We start from the raw sequence: 13285 nt of genomic DNA on the forward strand, positions 1-13285 counted from the left end.
GCGACGAAGCAATCCATGGTCCCGCATATGCTGCACGATGGATTGCTTCGCTTCGCTCGCAATGACGGATAGAGGTTACCCCCGCGCGTCGAATTCCCTGACCGCCGTCTTCGACGCCAGCGTGCGCCAGTGCCGGCGCAGCAGCGGCTCGACGCTTGAGCGTTTCGCCTTCGACAGGTGGATCAGCACGATCGGGTAATCGCGGTAGTGATCGGTGAAGTAAAACACCTTCGGCTGGCTCTCGACCAGCATGTCGCGCTCGTCCGGCGGCACGCCCGGCATCACCAGGCTGTCGCCGTCCTCCTTGAGCCGCGCCAGCATCTTCTTGCGCACCTTCAGCGCAGGCGTGCCGTAGGAGGTGCCGTCCTCGACCTCCGGCCACGCCAGCACGAACTTTCTGACGTCGTCGAAGGTCACGTGGTCAGCTCAATGCACCGAGGTAAAAAACCGTGCGAGGCGGAAGCCGGAGAGCCAGGTCCACATCGGCTGGCTGCGGATGCCCATGTCCCAGGAGCCGACCACCGCGTCGGCGCGGCCGATCAGATTGTCGATCGGCAACAGGCCGACGCCGCCGTCGCGCACCGGCACGCGGCTGTCGGCGGAATTGTCGCGGTTGTCGCCGAGCACGAACAGTTTTCCGGGCGGCACCGTCACCTCGGCCGTGTTATCGAGCCGGCCGTTGTCGTGCATCTTGAAGATCGCATGGTCGACGCCGTTCGGCAGCGTCTCGACATAGCGGTAGGCGTCCTCGCCGCCGCCGCGGTCGTCCTCGGCAAAGCCGGTGCCATCGGGCTTCAGCGCTGCCGGATGGTCGTTGATGAAGAGCTGGCCCTGCCGCATCTGGATGCGGTCGCCGGGGAGGCCGACCACGCGCTTGACCCAGGCCTGCGAGCGGTCGCCCGGCCAGCGAAACACGACGACGTCGCCGCGCTTCGGCGTCTCGCCGAACAGGCGACCGGTTTCCGGGAGCGTGATCTGGATCGGCAGCGAGGCTGCGCCGTAGCCATAAGGATATTTCGAGGCCACCAGCGCGTCGCCGATCAAAAGCGTCGGCTCCATCGAGCCTGACGGCACGTAGAACGGCTCGGCGATCGCGCCCTTGGCGAGGAACACGACGGCGACGATCGCGGCCAATTGCACGGCCTGGCCGCGCCAGGTCGACGGCTTGGCCGCCACTGTTTCGTTTCCGCTGCTCACTAGCCCGTTCCTCCGACCGTAATCCGTTCCATCCGCAGCGTCGGCTGGCCGACGCCGACCGGCACGCCCTGGCCGTTCTTGCCGCAGGTGCCGATTCCGGTATCGAGCGCAAGATCGTTCCCGATCATGGTGATCCTGTGGAGATCGGTCGGCCCGTTGCCGATCAGCATCGCGCCCTTCAGCGGCGCGCCGAGCTTGCCGTTCTCGATCTTGTAGGCCTCGGTGCACTGGAACACATATTTGCCCGAGGTGATGTCGACCTGGCCGCCGCCGAAATTAGCGGCGTAGATGCCGTTCTTGACCGAGGCGAGGATTTCGGCCGGATCGCGGTCGCCCGATAGCATGTAGGTGTTGGTCATGCGCGGCATCGGCACATGGGCGTAGCTCTGCCGCCGGCCGTTGCCGGTCGGCTTCATGCCCATCAGGCGGGCGTTCTGGCGGTCCTGCATGTAGCCGACCAGGATGCCGTCCTCGATCAGCACGGTGCGGTTGGTCGGCGTGCCCTCGTCGTCGATCGAGAGCGAACCGCGGCGCGACGCCATTGTGCCGTCGTCGACCACGGTGACGCCCTTGGCCGCGACCTGCTTGCCCATCAGGCCTGCAAAGGCCGAGGTCTGCTTGCGGTTGAAATCGCCTTCCAGGCCATGGCCGACCGCTTCATGCAGCATCACGCCGGGCCAACCGGAGCCGAGCACCACGTCCATCTCGCCGGCGGGCGCCGGAACCGATTCCAGATTGACCAGCGCCTCGCGCAGCGCGCCGTCGGCCGCGTTGCGCCAGGCCTTGGTCTCGATGAAGCGCGCGTAACCCTCGCGGCCGCCATAGCCCATGCTGCCGCTCTCCTGCCGGTCGCCCTGGCCTGCAACAACCGACACATTGACGCGCACCAGCGGGCGGATGTCGCGATAGCTCTCGCCGTCGGGCCGCACGATCTCGACCACCTGCCAGCTCGCCATCAGGCTCGCCGAGACCTGCCGCACCCGCGGATCCTTGTCGCGGATATAAGCGTCGATCTCGCCGAGCAGCTTGACCTTGGCCTCGAACGCCGGCCCGTCCAGCGGGTTCTCGTCGCCATAAAGCTTGACGTTGGTATGCGCGGGCGCGGCCGCATACGAGCCGGAATAGCCGCCGCGCACCGCCGCAACCGCGTCGGCCGCGCGGATCAGCGCGGGCACCGACACGTCGGAGGAATGCGCATAGCCGACCGCGTCGTCCTTGACCGCGCGCAGGCCAAAGCCCTGCGAGGTGTCGTAGGTCGCCTGCTTCAGCCGGCCATTGTCGAACACCAGCGCCTCGCTCTGCCCGTATTCGAGAAACAATTCGCCATCGTCGGCGCCCGCAAGCCCGCGCGCCACCTCGCGGCGGACGGCATCGCGGTCGAGCTTGGCGCGGTCGAGCAGGGAGGTTGTGGCGAGATTGGTCATCAGGTCCGTCCGTTGTCGGAATATTCGATCCAAGATAGTGGTTTATCGGCTGTTCCGCGAGGGGCCAGAGCAACACCTTGGCGAGATCATGGATACAATCGAAATAGTTCCGATCCGGGACGAACATGTGGAGAGCTTCCACCGGGCCCTCGACACGGTTGCTCGGGAACGGCGCTATTTGTCGTTTCTCGAGGCTGCCCCGGTCGAAGCGACACGCGCCTTTGTCCGCGACAACATTGACAACGGCTTTCCGCAAGTTGTCGCCCTATCGGAGAATGATGTGGTCGGTTGGTGCGACGTGATGCGCAAGGCGCGGCCGGTTCACGCCCATGTCGGCGTCCTGGGGATGGGCCTGTTGCCGGACTTCAGGGGCCAGGGACTCGGAAGCAGGCTGATCGGGCGGGCGCTCGACGCAGCAAAAGAGTTCGGATTTCACTGTGTCGAATTGTCGGTGCGGGCGGACAACTCGAATACGATCGCGCTTTACAGGAAGACCGGCTTTGAACTCGAAGGCCGTCTGCGTAACGGTGTTTACGTCGACGACGCGTATTCCGACTTGATGCTGATGGGGATCCTGCTTCGGCGTGCCTAGAGCAACTTGTCATTGCGTCTGGCAGGTACACGCTCCTGCCCCGGGGCCTTGGGCTGCTTCGTCTCACCGGCCGGCGGCGCCTTGGGGTGGGGTCCGGTCGGAAAGCCATGCTCCTGTGCCCACCGGTACAGTTCATCAAAGACCGGTTTGAGGGCTTTGGCCGACGGCGTCATCTCGTATTCCACGCGCGGGGGCACCTCCGGATAGACCGTGCGCTTCACCAGGCCGTTGGCCTCGAGATCGCGCAGCTGCGTTGTCAGCATGTGCTGCGTGACCCCGGGGATCGATTGGCGCAATTCGCCAAACCGGCGCTTGCGCTCGACCAACTGCCAGAGGATGTCGCCCTTCCATTTTCCGGCCAGCACCGCCAGCGCGCGATGAAATTGCTTGGACAGGTCGCCGTCGCATGGTGCCGAGGCGGCAATATCGTCGCCTTTATCCTCGCTTTTTCCAATAGTCATATTTTTCATACTACCTCACAAAAAGCATCCTACTTGTGTTTTTCATCTTACTCCCGAATTTTGTGTGCTGAAAGCCGTCGCGAGGCGGCCACGGAATGGTGGCGGATCGCACGGCCTGATCGGTTTGAACATATCGGGAGCCATCAATGTCACTTGCTGCTGTACCGGCGCCGCCGCGCTGGAGGTCCGCCAGTCTCTGGGTCGTCAGGGGGTTGCTCGCCCTTGCTTTCGCCGCCGCCGGCGCGGCCAAGCTCTACGGCGTGCCGATGCTGGTCGAGGAATTCCAGCACATCGGCCTCGGCCAATGGTTCCGCTATTTCACCGGGTCGCTGGAACTGCTCGGTGCCGCTTTGATCCTGGTGCCGTCGCTGGCGGCGTTCGGCGCCTTGCTGCTGATCTGCATCATGATCGGAGCGACCTTCAGCCATCTGTTCGTGATCGGCGGCTCGCCGGTGCCCGCACTGGTGCTGTTGGCACTGAGCGCCATCGTCGCCTACGCCAGGCGCGGCCAGATCTTCGCCGTCATCGATGCCGGTGATGACGTCCTGCATGGCGAAAGATCCGAGCCGACCGCCTAGCGCGTTTTCGCGCCAAGAAACCGCGTCAAGACAAGAATCCAGAGCCCCGTTCCGATTCCATCGGAACGGGAAAGGCTCTGGCGATCAATCAAGTCTGGGTACGTATGATGGATCGTGTGGTCTGGTATCGCCGCAAACCAATTGCCGTTTCCATGTTCTGCCTGGCATTCGCGATCCCGTTTTTTGCGACCTTGGCCGCGACCGAAACCTGTTCGGCGAATTCAAAGGATCGAAGCGACCAGGTCGTTCAGAAACCAGCGCTTCACCGCATCGTGTTTCAGGTCAATTCGGATGATCCGACGACCATGAAACACGCGATCACCAACTCGCTCAACGCGTTCAAGAACTACAGCGAGAAGAACGAGCAGGTTGCCATCGAGATCGTCGCCTACGGCCCTGGCGTCCACATGTTCAGGGCCGACACTTCGCCGGTGAAGGATCTCCTGCACTATCTGCGGACCAATCATCCCGAAGTGGTGTTCAGCATGTGCGGCAACACGAAAATGATCATGGAAAAAAACGAGGGGCGGCCGCTGCCGCTGGTCGATGGCACGCAGGTCGTTCCCTATGGCGTGGCGCGGTTGGTCGAGCTTCAGGAAGCCGGCTGGACTTATCTTCGGCCCTAGAGCCCCGTTCCGATGGAATCGGAACGGGGCTCTAGATTCTTGTTTTGACGCGTTTTCTTCACGCGAACCGGTATCCACTTCGCTCGAAAACGCTCTGATTGGAGATTGCTCGATCGTGACCGATGAAGGAAAGGCCCTCGCAGTGTCTGCGCGCGTCATCACCCGGCGCACGGCGCTGGCCGGCGTTTCGGCGGCGATCGCAACCGCGGCCGTCCCGTCTTCCCCCGCCGTTGCCCTCTCTGATGGACCGCCGCCGTTCGGAACGGTCCGCCACCAGTTCACGATCCTGCAACCCGCCCGGATGGTGCCATCCGTATCGATCACGCGCCTGGACGGTTCGGCGGTGAATTTCGCCGCGTTTCGCGGCAAGGTCGTGCTGGTGAACTTCTGGGCGACCTGGTGTCCCGCCTGCCGGACCGAATTGCCCAGTCTCGATCGGTTGCAGGAGACCATGGGCCGCAAATATCTGGAGGTCGTGGCGGTCTCCGCCGATCGCGACGGCGGCGCGACGGTCACGCCATTCCTGCGGCGCCTCGGTATCCGGCACCTCGACATCGGTCTCGATCCGCGAGCCCGGATGGTACGCGCCGGCGATGATGAGTCCGCCACGCCGTTTCCGCTCTACGGAATGCCGATCTCATACATCGTCAGCCCGTCCGGCCGGATCGAAGGCTACATGGTTGGGGAAGCCGACTGGTCGTCGGAGGACGCCAGGAATCTGCTGAACTACTACCTCGACGCGGATCAAGCGCCGCGCTGATCGAGCTGCGCGCTCGCGGGCTCACGGCAGCTTGTCATACCCCTCTCCCAGCCCATTCAAACTGAGCGGGAACCCGATACCTTCTTCCGGCGTCTCGAAGATGATGAAGGTCGCGGTCTTGGCGGTCTTGAGCTGGCCGAGCAGCTTGTCGTCCATCACGACTTCAGCGACGCAGCCATTGGGCAGGCAACGCACAAAGCCGGCGCGGCCGACGTCCTGGTTGTCGAGCTTCAGGCCGAGGCCGGAGGGGAGGAGGACGCCGAGGGGCGCGACCACCCGCATCAGGCGGCTCTTCTGGTCGGCGGTCTTCAGCACGATCACAGTCAGGCCGGCATTGGAGCGGTCTTCGGCGACCACGCTCTGGATCAGGGCGCATTGCTCGGCCTGTGCGCCGGGCGGGGTGTCGCAGCGGATCTGCCAGTCGCCATGGACCGAGCGCACCGCGCCCTGCGCGTTCGCCGCCTGGGTCAGGCCGAGCAGGAGGCCCGCGGCAAGCAGGCCGTGCAGCCAGCCGGCCGGTGCGGGACGTCTTGCCTGACTGTTCGAAGCGCCCATCCGGGTCGATCCTCTAGAATGTTCGGTTCGTCATGTTCGGTCGGGACCGGCCGTCCGTTCGGCCGCACGCGACCCATCGACTATACCGCGACTGATACCGCAATGACGGCGCCTTAAAGGCGATCTCTGTGCAATTCCGGCGCCGGATCGGGGCAATCAGCAGCGAATCAGGTTTCTGCAGGCACCCCCGCCTGTGCGTACATCCGGTAATCCGCCTGTCAACAGCACCGGCACGCGTTTCAGCGAGTTTCGCTTGAATTTGCGGGAAAATTCGCTGGTCGCAGATTAGTCGCCCGCGCATGGCTTCCGACCCTACTACTGCATTGCGAGCGCCTGCGAATTATGGTTTGAGAGGCTGGATTTCGACGCGTTCTAGCGATCTGGCTCCCGTACCCTCCTTGACTTCACCACGGGTATGTCTGGAAGGCCGTTTGTCAGGGCGGATCGTGCCGCATGTCCGGCCATATGCCGGGGGTGCGTTGGGGAACTATCAAGGGAGCGCGGGCGGCATGAAGATGTCGATTGGCCAGATTGGCCGGCAGTTGCTGGGATTTGCGGTGGCCGGGATGGCGCTTGCCGCCGGCGGAACGGCCTTCGCCGAAATGGGGCAGCCGGCGCCCTGGGAGTACAAGCTCCAGGAAGCCGCGACCCCGGTGATGGAGAACATCACCTGGTTCCACAACTTCCTGTCCGTGCTGATCACCGTGATCACGCTGTTCGTGCTGGCGCTGCTCGTCATCGTGGTGATGAAGTTCAACGCCAAGGCCAATCCGGTCCCCTCCAAGACCACCCACAACACGCTGATCGAGGTGGCCTGGACGCTGATCCCGGTGCTGATCCTGGTCGGCATCGCGGTGCCGTCGTTCCGTCTGCTGTTCCTCGAGCTCGACGTACCGACGCCGGATATCACGATCAAGGCCACCGGCAAGCAGTGGTACTGGTCCTACGCCTACCCTGATAACGGCAAGTTCGAGTTCGATTCGCTGCTCGACAAGGACAAGGCGCCGCGCCTGCTCGGCGTCGACAACGAGATGGTCGTCCCTGTGAACAAGGTGGTGCGGATCCAGACCACCGGCGCCGACGTGATCCATTCCTTCGCGGTGCCGGCCTTCGGCATCAAGATCGACTCGGTCCCCGGCCGCCTCAACGAGACCTGGTTCAAGGCCACCAAGACCGGCATGTTCTACGGCCAGTGCTCGGAATTGTGCGGCAAGGACCACGCCTTCATGCCGATCGCGGTGCGGGTCGTCAGCGACCAGGAATTCGCGACCTGGGTTGACGGTGCGAAGAAGAAATTTGCGACCAACCCGGCGAATTCCTACGCTTCGGCTGGTCAGGTGGCGCAGTAGGCGCAAGGCTTACCGCGCAACTGGACTAAGGGCGACGTGACCGCGAGGTCCGAGAGGGACTGCAAGGCAGGATTTGGAACATGGCTACAGGCGCAGCGACACACGACGATCACGCCGGGGATCACGGACATGATGATCACGCCCATCCGACCGGATGGCGGCGTTACGTTTACTCCACGAACCACAAGGACATCGGTACGATGTATCTGGTCTTTGCGGTGATCGCGGGCATCATCGGCGCCGCGATGTCGATCGCGATCCGCGCCGAGCTGATGTATCCGGGCGTCCAGATCTTCCACGAAACCCACACCTACAATGTGTTCGTGACCTCGCACGGCCTGATCATGATCTTCTTCATGGTGATGCCGGCGATGATCGGCGGCTTCGGCAACTGGATGGTGCCGCTGATGATCGGTGCGCCCGACATGGCGTTCCCGCGCATGAACAACATTTCGTTCTGGTTGCTGCCGGCCTCCTTCGCGCTGCTGCTGACCTCGACCTTCGTCGAGGGCGAGCCGGGCGCCAACGGCGTCGGTGCGGGCTGGACGATGTACGCACCGTTGTCGACCTCGGGCCATCCGGGACCGGCGGTCGACTTCGCGATCCTGTCGCTGCATCTGGCCGGTGCCTCGTCGATCCTCGGCGCCATCAACTTCATCACCACGATCTTCAACATGCGCGCGCCGGGCATGACCCTGCACAAGATGCCGCTGTTCGTCTGGTCGATTCTGGTGACGGTGTTCCTGCTGTTGCTGTCGCTGCCGGTGCTCGCCGGTGCGATCACCATGCTGCTGACCGACCGCAATTTCGGTACCACCTTCTTTGCGGCCGATGGCGGCGGCGATCCCGTGCTGTTCCAGCATCTGTTCTGGTTCTTCGGCCACCCCGAAGTGTACATCCTGATCCTGCCCGCATTCGGCATGGTCAGCCAGATCGTCTCGACCTTCTCGAAGAAGCCGGTGTTCGGCTATCTCGGCATGGCCTACGCCATGGTCGCGATCGGCGGCATCGGCTTCGTGGTGTGGGCGCACCACATGTACACCGTCGGCATGTCGTCGGCGACGCAGGCCTATTTTGTCGCCGCCACGATGGTGATCGCGGTGCCGACCGGCGTGAAGATCTTCTCCTGGATCGCCACGATGTGGGGCGGCTCGATTGAGTTCAAGGCGCCGATGATCTGGGCGGTCGGATTCATCTTCCTGTTCACGCTCGGTGGCGTCACCGGCGTCGTGCTGGCCAATGCCGGCGTCGACCGCGTGCTGCAGGACACTTACTACGTCGTCGCGCACTTCCACTACGTGCTGTCGCTCGGCGCGGTGTTCGGCATCTTCGCCGGCTGGTACTACTGGTTCCCGAAGATGTTCGGCTACATGTACTCGGAGACCATCGCCAAGGCGCACTTCTGGTTCACCTTCGTCGGCGTCAACCTGGTGTTCTTCCCGCAGCACTTCCTCGGGCTGTCGGGCATGCCGCGCCGCTACGTCGACTATCCGGATGCGTTCGCCGGCTGGAACCTGGTCTCCTCGATCGGCTCCTACATCTCCGGCGTCGGCGTCCTGATCTTCATCTACGGCGTGATCGATGCCTTCGTCCGCAAGGAACAGGCTGCGAACAATCCGTGGGGTTCGGGTGCGACCACGCTGGAGTGGACGCTGACCTCGCCGCCGCCGTTCCACCAGTTCGAAGTGCTGCCGCGCGTGCAGTAATCCTTAAGACAGCGCGGCGCACCCAACGTGCGCCGTGCTTCTAAGAGAAGTGAGAGCCTGATCTTGTCGGTTGTCGATCACAACGCCATCGAGCTGCCCCGGATTTCCGAGGCCGAAGTGGGCGACTACATCGCGCTGCTGAAGCCGCGCGTGATGTCACTGGTGATCTTCACCGCGCTGGTCGGGCTGATGATCGCGCCGGGCCACGTCCATCCGGTGCTGGCCTTCACCTCGATCCTCTGTATCGCAGTCGGCGCCGGCGCCTCCGGCGCGCTCAACATGGCCTATGAGGGCGATATCGACGCCCTGATGTCGCGGACCGCCAACCGGCCGATCCCGCGCGGCCGGATCACGCAGGCCGAGGCGGCCACGTTCGGCATCACGCTCGCCTTCTTCTCGGTGATGACGCTCGGCATCCTCGTCAACTGGCTGGCCGGCGCGCTGCTTGCCTTTACGATCTTCTTCTATGCTGTGGTCTACACGATGTGGCTGAAGCGCTGGACCGCGCAGAACATCGTGATCGGCGGCGCCGCAGGCGCGCTGCCGCCGGTGGTGGCGTGGGCGGCGGCGACAGGCTCGCTGTCGGTCGAGCCGATCTTGCTGTTCCTGATCATCTTCTTCTGGACCCCGCCGCATTTCTGGGCGCTGGCGCTGTTCCGCAGCGACGACTATGCGCGCGCCGGGATCCCGATGTTGCCGATCGTCGCCGGTCCGGACGCGACGCGGCTGCAGATCCTGCTCTACACCATCGTGCTGGTCGCGGTCGCGCTCGCACCATGGCCGCTCGGCTATTTCGATGCGGTCTTCGGCATCACCTCGCTGGTGGCAGGCGCCGGCATGCTGTGGCTTGCCATCGACGTCTACCGCCGCCGCGAGGGCACCGCCGCCAATCGCGCCACCCGCAGATTGTTTGCCTTCTCGATCTTCTATCTGTTCGCGCTGTTCGCGGTTCTCCTCGCCGAGGTCGTCGTCCGCGCAATTGCGCCATTTATCACGGGATAGGGGGCGCGAGGGGCGTATGGGGACGCAAGGGGCGCAAGGGATAGTCGGGTTACCAATGGACGAGAATCGCGAGCCGGACGGAATCGTCCTCACCGCGGCGCAGCTCAAGAGCCGCCGCCAGCGTTCGATTGCCATTGCGCTCGCGCTCGGCGTCCTCGTCATGCTGTTTTTCGCGGTCACCCTGGTCAAGGGGCCGGCCGTGCTGGTTCGGCCGCTGTGACCGAGATGACGAACCAGCCAACCCCGCAAGCCGCGCGCGCCAAGGTGTCGCGCCGCGGGCTGACGCGCGACGCGGTGGTCGCATCGATCTGCGGGTTCGTCGTGGTGCTGATGGTCGGCGCGTCCTATGCCGCAGTTCCGTTCTACAACTGGTTCTGCCGAACCACCGGCTTCAACGGCACCACCCAGGTCGCGACCTCGGCGCCATCTGTCGCGCCGCTCGAGCGCACCATCTCGGTCAGCTTCGATTCCAACGTCGCGCCGGGCCTGCCCTGGAAGTTCCAGCCGGAAAACAACGAGATCGAGGTCAAGATCGGCCAGGTCGTCACGGTCTATTACACCGTGACCAACCAGTCGGCGCGGACCACCACCGGACAGGCCGCCTACAACGTCGCGCCGCTGACGGTCGGCGCATACTTCCAGAAGCTCAACTGCTTCTGCTTCACCGAGCAGACCATGGCGCCCGGCGAAAAGCGCGAGATGGCCGTGGTATTCTATGTCGATCCGCAGCTTGCGAAAGACAGCGAGAACGACACGCTGAAATCGATTACCTTGTCCTACACTTTCTTCCCGGTGCGCGATCCGGCGCCGAAGCCCGTGGCGGCGGGCGAGGCGGATCAGCGCAAGGGCGGCTAGCTTTTCTTGGAATTTTGAGACGAATACGTGCCTGAGGCGGCACGCGAATGGAGAGACGGCAATGGCTGAGGCGCAAGTCAAGCATCACGACTATCATCTCGTCGACCCGAGCCCGTGGCCGGTGGTCGGCTCGATCTCGGCCTTCATCATGGCGGTCGGCGCGGTCGGCTGGATGCATCATCTGTATTCGGCCGCCCCGATCGTGTTCGGCATCGGCACCGTCGGCGTGCTCTACACCATGGCGAGCTGGTGGGCCGACGTGATCAAGGAAGCCCAGTACAAGGGCGACCACACCCGCGTGGTGCAGATCAGCCACCGCTACGGCATGATCCTGTTCATCGCCTCCGAGGTGATGTTCTTCGTCGCCTGGTTCTGGGCATTCTTCAACTCGGCGCTGTTCCCGGCCGATGCGGTCCATGCCACCCGCGACGCGGTGTTCGGCTGCGGCGCCGGCACCGCGATGGGTGCCTGCAGCGTGCCCGGCACCTGGCCGCCGCATGGCATCGAGACCTTCGATCCCTGGCATCTGCCGCTGCTCAACACGCTGCTGCTGCTGACCTCGGGCACCACAGTCACCTGGGCCCACCACGCGCTGCTCGAGAACGACCGCCAGGGCCTCAAGCAGGGCCTGATCCTGACCGTCATCCTCGGCGCCTGCTTCACCTGCGTGCAGGCCTATGAGTACGCCCATGCGACGTTCTCGTTCGGCGGTAATGTCTATGGCTCGACCTTCTTCATGGCGACCGGGTTCCACGGCTTCCACGTGCTGGTCGGCACCATCTTCCTGCTGGTCTGCCTGATCCGCGCCTATAAGGGGCACTTCACCCCGACGGTGCACCTCGGCTTCGAATTCGCCGCCTGGTACTGGCACTTCGTCGACGTGGTCTGGCTGTTCCTGTTCATCTGCATCTACGTCTGGGGTCACGGCGCCGAAGCCATGGCCCACGGCGCGGGCTAACTTCACGTCCGACGTGCTAGGAAAGGGGGCGGCCAAACGGCCGCCCCTTTTGCATTCGAAGAGAGCTGATGACGGATAAACTGCCCACCGTGACCGAGAGCGCCCTGCGCGGCCTTGCCTGCAAATGTCCGCGCTGCGGCAAGGGCAAGCTCTATGCCGGCTTCCTGACGCTGGCGCAGCGCTGCACGAGTTGCGGCCTCGACTATGCCTTCATCGATGCCGGCGACGGGCCGGCGGTCTTCATCGTCCTGCTGGCCGGCGCCATCGTGGTCACATCAGCGCTGATCGTCGAGGTGAAGTACCAGCCGCCATACTGGGTGCATGCGGTGCTGTGGCTGCCGCTGATCGTCGTCACCACGCTGTTGCCGCTGCGCGCGATGAAGTCGCTGCTGATCGCCCTGCAATTCCACCACAAGGCCGCCGAAGGCCAGCTGACCCGGCACGACCCGACATGAGCGACACGACAGCTCGCCGGCCGAGCGCCGCCGGCTTCGGCGTTTTCACCCTGATCATGGTCGCGGCCTTTGTCGGCCTCGGCGTCTGGCAATTGCAGCGCCGGGTCGAGAAGCACGCGCTGATCGCAATGCTCGACGCCCGTCTGGGGACCGCCCCGGATGCGCTGCCGCAGCCGTCCGCATGGCCCTCGCTGACATCGGCGAACGATGAATTCCGCCGCGTCACCTTCACGGCAACTTACACCAAGCTGCCGGATGCGATGGTCTACAGCTCAGGCTCCGCGGTGCGCGCGGATATCAGCGGTCCCGGCACCTGGGCGTTTCTCCCCACAAAGCTCGCAAGCGGCGAGACCGTCGTGATCAACACCGGGTTCGTCCAGAACACGATGCAGGACCGCGCTTTCGAGGATCGCATTGCCGGCCGTCTCGTCACCGGCGCGCCGGTCACGCTCAGCGGCTATATCCGCTTTCCCGAACCCCCGGGCGCACTGACGCCCAAGGAAGATCTGCCGAAACGGCTGTGGTTCGCACGTGACCATCGCGCGATGGCGCAAGTGCTCGACTGGGGTGAGGTGGCGCCGTTCTATATCGATCTGGAAGCGCCGGTGCCGGACAGCGGCACGCCGAAGCCAGGACCGCTGGAGGTCCACCTCAAGGACGACCACATGCAGTACGCCATCACCTGGTTCTCGCTGGCCGCTGCGGTTGTGATCGCCTTCGGCGTCTGGTGGCGCGGCCAGCGGCGCAAGGCGAACTGACCAAGACGC

The 13285-nt window shown here is 64.1% G+C and carries 17 protein-coding genes; 12 read left to right on the forward strand and 5 right to left on the reverse strand.

Annotated features, from left to right (window positions below):
- Positions 1–75: 75 nt before the first annotated feature.
- Genes UP10_RS23300 through tldD form a run of 3 tightly spaced genes read right to left on the reverse strand, consistent with a single transcriptional unit; the run spans position 76 to position 2621 of the window.
- Positions 76–417: an MmcQ/YjbR family DNA-binding protein gene (locus UP10_RS23300; protein WP_044589597.1), complete on the reverse strand. Its 342-nt coding sequence runs from the start codon at positions 415–417 to the stop codon at positions 76–78.
- A gap of 9 nt (positions 418–426) precedes the next feature.
- On the reverse strand, positions 427–1197 hold the full coding sequence (lepB, locus tag UP10_RS23305) for a signal peptidase I (RefSeq protein WP_044589598.1): 771 nt from the start codon (positions 1195–1197) through the stop codon (positions 427–429).
- Positions 1197–2621: a metalloprotease TldD gene (gene tldD / locus UP10_RS23310; protein ID WP_044589599.1), complete on the reverse strand. Its 1425-nt coding sequence runs from the start codon at positions 2619–2621 to the stop codon at positions 1197–1199. Before tldD ends, lepB begins: the two co-directional genes overlap by 1 nt.
- On the opposite strand from tldD, the gene UP10_RS23315 reads away from it, so the two are divergent.
- On the forward strand, positions 2614–3213 hold the full coding sequence (locus UP10_RS23315) for a GNAT family N-acetyltransferase (protein ID WP_349643975.1): 600 nt from the start codon (positions 2614–2616) through the stop codon (positions 3211–3213). The two genes, tldD and UP10_RS23315, sit on opposite strands and share 8 nt — an antisense overlap.
- Here the strand turns inward: UP10_RS23315 and UP10_RS23320 are convergent.
- Positions 3210–3683 (reverse strand): winged helix-turn-helix transcriptional regulator, encoded by a 474-nt coding sequence (locus tag UP10_RS23320; protein ID WP_502692246.1) that lies wholly within the window; start codon positions 3681–3683, stop codon positions 3210–3212. The genes UP10_RS23315 and UP10_RS23320 overlap by 4 nt on opposite strands.
- A 137-nt stretch (positions 3684–3820) precedes the next feature.
- On the opposite strand from UP10_RS23320, the gene UP10_RS23325 reads away from it, so the two are divergent.
- From UP10_RS23325 to UP10_RS23335, 3 genes are all read left to right on the forward strand, one after another.
- Positions 3821–4252: a DoxX family protein gene (locus UP10_RS23325; RefSeq protein ID WP_044589600.1), complete on the forward strand. Its 432-nt coding sequence runs from the start codon at positions 3821–3823 to the stop codon at positions 4250–4252.
- Between the two features lie 305 nt (positions 4253–4557).
- Positions 4558–4878, forward strand: coding sequence for a DsrE family protein (locus tag UP10_RS45940; protein ID WP_245321826.1), 321 nt, complete (start codon positions 4558–4560; stop codon positions 4876–4878).
- 115 nt (positions 4879–4993) lie between these two features.
- The gene (locus UP10_RS23335) at positions 4994–5638 is read left to right on the forward strand and encodes a TlpA disulfide reductase family protein (protein WP_245321827.1); all 645 of its coding nucleotides are present in this window, start codon (positions 4994–4996) and stop codon (positions 5636–5638) included.
- A gap of 21 nt (positions 5639–5659) precedes the next feature.
- Here the strand turns inward: UP10_RS23335 and UP10_RS23340 are convergent, their stop codons facing one another.
- Positions 5660–6193: an invasion associated locus B family protein gene (locus tag UP10_RS23340; protein ID WP_044589601.1), complete on the reverse strand. Its 534-nt coding sequence runs from the start codon at positions 6191–6193 to the stop codon at positions 5660–5662.
- Between the two features lie 509 nt (positions 6194–6702).
- On the opposite strand from UP10_RS23340, the gene coxB reads away from it, so the two are divergent.
- From coxB to UP10_RS23380, 8 genes are all read left to right on the forward strand, one after another.
- Positions 6703–7542 (forward strand): cytochrome c oxidase subunit II, encoded by an 840-nt coding sequence (gene coxB, locus UP10_RS23345; RefSeq protein ID WP_044589602.1) that lies wholly within the window; start codon positions 6703–6705, stop codon positions 7540–7542.
- An 80-nt stretch (positions 7543–7622) separates the two neighbouring features.
- Positions 7623–9248, forward strand: a complete 1626-nt coding sequence (ctaD, locus tag UP10_RS23350) for a cytochrome c oxidase subunit I (RefSeq protein WP_044589603.1) — start codon at positions 7623–7625, stop codon at positions 9246–9248.
- Positions 9249–9311: 63 nt separating this feature from the next.
- Positions 9312–10250 carry a heme o synthase gene (locus UP10_RS23355; protein WP_044589604.1) on the forward strand — a complete coding sequence of 313 codons (939 nt, stop codon included), beginning with the start codon at positions 9312–9314 and terminating at the stop codon, positions 10248–10250.
- Positions 10251–10305: 55 nt separating this feature from the next.
- Positions 10306–10470 carry a cytochrome c oxidase system small membrane protein gene (locus UP10_RS23360; protein WP_044589605.1) on the forward strand — a complete coding sequence of 55 codons (165 nt, stop codon included), beginning with the start codon at positions 10306–10308 and terminating at the stop codon, positions 10468–10470.
- Between the two features lie 5 nt (positions 10471–10475).
- Complete coding sequence (locus tag UP10_RS23365; RefSeq protein WP_044590063.1) at positions 10476–11105, forward strand: cytochrome c oxidase assembly protein; 630 nt, start codon at positions 10476–10478, stop codon at positions 11103–11105.
- A 61-nt stretch (positions 11106–11166) separates the two neighbouring features.
- Positions 11167–12063, forward strand: coding sequence for a cytochrome c oxidase subunit 3 (locus UP10_RS23370; RefSeq protein WP_044542943.1), 897 nt, complete (start codon positions 11167–11169; stop codon positions 12061–12063).
- Between the two features lie 68 nt (positions 12064–12131).
- Positions 12132–12518 carry a DUF983 domain-containing protein gene (locus UP10_RS23375; RefSeq protein WP_044589606.1) on the forward strand — a complete coding sequence of 129 codons (387 nt, stop codon included), beginning with the start codon at positions 12132–12134 and terminating at the stop codon, positions 12516–12518.
- Positions 12515–13276, forward strand: a complete 762-nt coding sequence (locus tag UP10_RS23380; RefSeq protein ID WP_044589607.1) for an SURF1 family protein — start codon at positions 12515–12517, stop codon at positions 13274–13276. The genes UP10_RS23375 and UP10_RS23380 overlap by 4 nt, the downstream gene beginning before the upstream one ends.
- The last annotated feature ends 9 nt before the right edge of the window (positions 13277–13285 follow it).

Source organism: Bradyrhizobium sp. LTSPM299, from assembly GCF_000938235.1.
Lineage (GTDB): Bacteria > Pseudomonadota > Alphaproteobacteria > Rhizobiales > Xanthobacteraceae > Bradyrhizobium.

What these genes read in the sequence shown, in the direction of transcription:
- UP10_RS23365 (WP_044590063.1), top strand. Translation starts at nt 10,476, where the DNA reads ATGACGAACCAGCCAACCCCGCAAGCCGCGCGCGCCAAGGTGTCGCGC.
- UP10_RS23375 (WP_044589606.1), top strand. Translation starts at nt 12,132, where the DNA reads ATGACGGATAAACTGCCCACCGTGACCGAGAGCGCCCTGCGCGGCCTT.
- UP10_RS23370 (WP_044542943.1), top strand. Translation starts at nt 11,167, where the DNA reads ATGGCTGAGGCGCAAGTCAAGCATCACGACTATCATCTCGTCGACCCG.
- UP10_RS23340 (WP_044589601.1), bottom strand. Translation starts at nt 6,193, where the DNA reads ATGGGCGCTTCGAACAGTCAGGCAAGACGTCCCGCACCGGCCGGCTGG.
- UP10_RS23360 (WP_044589605.1), top strand. Translation starts at nt 10,306, where the DNA reads ATGGACGAGAATCGCGAGCCGGACGGAATCGTCCTCACCGCGGCGCAG.
- UP10_RS23380 (WP_044589607.1), top strand. Translation starts at nt 12,515, where the DNA reads ATGAGCGACACGACAGCTCGCCGGCCGAGCGCCGCCGGCTTCGGCGTT.
- ctaD (WP_044589603.1), top strand. Translation starts at nt 7,623, where the DNA reads ATGGCTACAGGCGCAGCGACACACGACGATCACGCCGGGGATCACGGA.
- coxB (WP_044589602.1), top strand. Translation starts at nt 6,703, where the DNA reads ATGAAGATGTCGATTGGCCAGATTGGCCGGCAGTTGCTGGGATTTGCG.
- UP10_RS23320 (WP_502692246.1), bottom strand. Translation starts at nt 3,683, where the DNA reads ATGAAAAATATGACTATTGGAAAAAGCGAGGATAAAGGCGACGATATT.
- tldD (WP_044589599.1), bottom strand. Translation starts at nt 2,621, where the DNA reads ATGACCAATCTCGCCACAACCTCCCTGCTCGACCGCGCCAAGCTCGAC.
- UP10_RS23325 (WP_044589600.1), top strand. Translation starts at nt 3,821, where the DNA reads ATGTCACTTGCTGCTGTACCGGCGCCGCCGCGCTGGAGGTCCGCCAGT.
- UP10_RS45940 (WP_245321826.1), top strand. Translation starts at nt 4,558, where the DNA reads ATGAAACACGCGATCACCAACTCGCTCAACGCGTTCAAGAACTACAGC.